Below are 1,734 nucleotides of genomic sequence, written 5' to 3' on the forward strand. Positions count from 1 at the left end.
TTGGTTTGGGAAGTTTTCCGCAATACCAGACTTTAGGTGATGGACAGCATATTTTTTTGCATGGTTCCGGCGCTGCGAACAGTTCCGGCATAGCCGATATCGTATTCCCGAAAGCATTTACTACGACTAGCAATCTCAACGTAACGGCGACGCCAACATCTCAACAACCCGCAAACTACATCGTGTCTGTAGGAGCCATTACAACAACCGGAGTGCGTTTATATCTGACGGGGGCAAATGCAGGGGCAACACCTGTCGCTGCAGCCATTGGATTTCACTGGAAAGCAGAAGGAAGATAAACATGAAAGTTTTTTACAGTGCCGGCCAGAACGGTTTTTATGATGATAACCAGACTCTTCCCGCAGATGCGCTCGAAATTTCTGAGTCGCTCCGAACTGAGTTGATTACCGCCCAGAACGCAGGCGGCGTAATCAGACCGGGAGGTGATGGAATGCCGGTGATCATCCCATCAGCAGATTACGTCCCTGAATTAACTGAAGAAGAGCAGCGGTGGTTTGCTGAATCCAAAAAACAGTCGCTGTTGTCAGAGGCAACCACTCGAATCGGTCCTCTACAGTACGCGGTCGATGCTGGCAAAGCGACGGCTGAAGAAGCCGCCGACCTGATAAATTGGCAGGATTACCGGCTGGATTTGATGCGGGTTGATACGTTAAAACCTGACTGGCCTACCCCTCCGGGGGAACAGGCCAGTTAATATGCTCTGGGTCGGTTGTCACATCGACAGCCTTAACCTCGTTTTTATAAGCCATCCACGCCGACAGTTTAGCCTTGTTGGCGTCGCTGATTTCACCCAGCATCAGCTCTGTTCGCCAGTCGAGCATTACTTTATCGGCGCTGGTCAGCAAATGACTACGCTGTTTTTCAGCATCTGCTATCGCCGCATTTCGCTGCGCGTCGGCATCTGCAACCCACTTAGAGCCATCCCATTTATCATACTGAGTGGATGGCGCAACGGTTGTGTAGCCTGAACGAATTTCCCCTATGTAGTCAACGAATTCAGGCACTCTGTCCATAGTCGAATAGACCGTAACGCCGCGGTTGTCTGGCTGTTGCTCCCAGTCAGTACCGTTGAATACAGCTACAAATCCCGACCGTTTCTCTCCCGGAACGATATCTGTTGAATGCCCTGGCATGCTGACACCAGGATGAATAAATTCATCAGAGTACCCGCAGTATTCTCCCGTGGCTGCATCATAGTAAAAGCAGCGGACATCCCCCGGCTCAATAGCTAATCCAGACTCGTCAAAAATAGGCTTTGTCATTTTGCTCTCACTAAACAGTAAAATGCGATGGATCGCGGCGCAGTTTCACCCGCGCCTCCCTCTTGCCGCTTTGTTGATATTTTTGGATTTGCGACGTCATTTTCGACGGCGACCCATGTTGATGATGTGCTATCAACGGCAACAGCCATCCTGCCCGTTGGCATTTCGTGCGTATGCACGATGGTTCGCGAGTCAGCATAGTCCAGTAATTTTTGGAGTGGATTAATACCGCGACCATCATCGAAAATACGAATAAATTCGGCGCGCATTTCTGGAATAAATAACGAGGGCCACACAAGCGCCAGTTTTGGGTACATTACAGCAGAGAATGAAATACCATTGGGTTTCAGAAACACCATATCCGACCATTCCGGCATAACCGTATTTGGCATTGCAGCCAACGGCCAGTAAAACGGGATTCCAATAGGGGGAGCGCCCGCTCCCAAACCAA

At 50.1% G+C, this 1,734-nt stretch carries 3 protein-coding genes and 1 pseudogene; 2 read left to right on the forward strand and 2 right to left on the reverse strand.

The features are described 5' to 3' along the window. Together SK32_RS26335 and SK32_RS25575 are read left to right on the forward strand one after the other, a co-directional pair. Positions 1-299, forward strand: a 299-nt coding sequence (locus SK32_RS26335) for a gp53-like domain-containing protein (protein WP_048214128.1), incomplete at its 5' end; no start/stop codon positions are given. Between the two features lie 2 nt (positions 300-301). Continuing rightward, positions 302-715, forward strand: a complete 414-nt coding sequence (locus SK32_RS25575; protein ID WP_048213293.1) for a tail fiber assembly protein — start codon at positions 302-304, stop codon at positions 713-715. Here the strand turns inward: SK32_RS25575 and SK32_RS23965 are convergent. After that, positions 687-1,283 (reverse strand): tail fiber assembly protein, encoded by a 597-nt coding sequence (locus SK32_RS23965; protein ID WP_048213294.1) that lies wholly within the window; start codon positions 1,281-1,283, stop codon positions 687-689. The two genes, SK32_RS25575 and SK32_RS23965, sit on opposite strands and share 29 nt — an antisense overlap. After that, positions 1,280-1,734: pseudogene (locus SK32_RS26340) on the reverse strand (phage tail protein); the annotation flags it as partial. The pseudogene SK32_RS26340 and the gene SK32_RS23965, both read right to left, overlap by 4 nt.

Source organism: Citrobacter sp. MGH100 (assembly GCF_001034465.1).
GTDB lineage: Bacteria > Pseudomonadota > Gammaproteobacteria > Enterobacterales > Enterobacteriaceae > Citrobacter > Citrobacter youngae.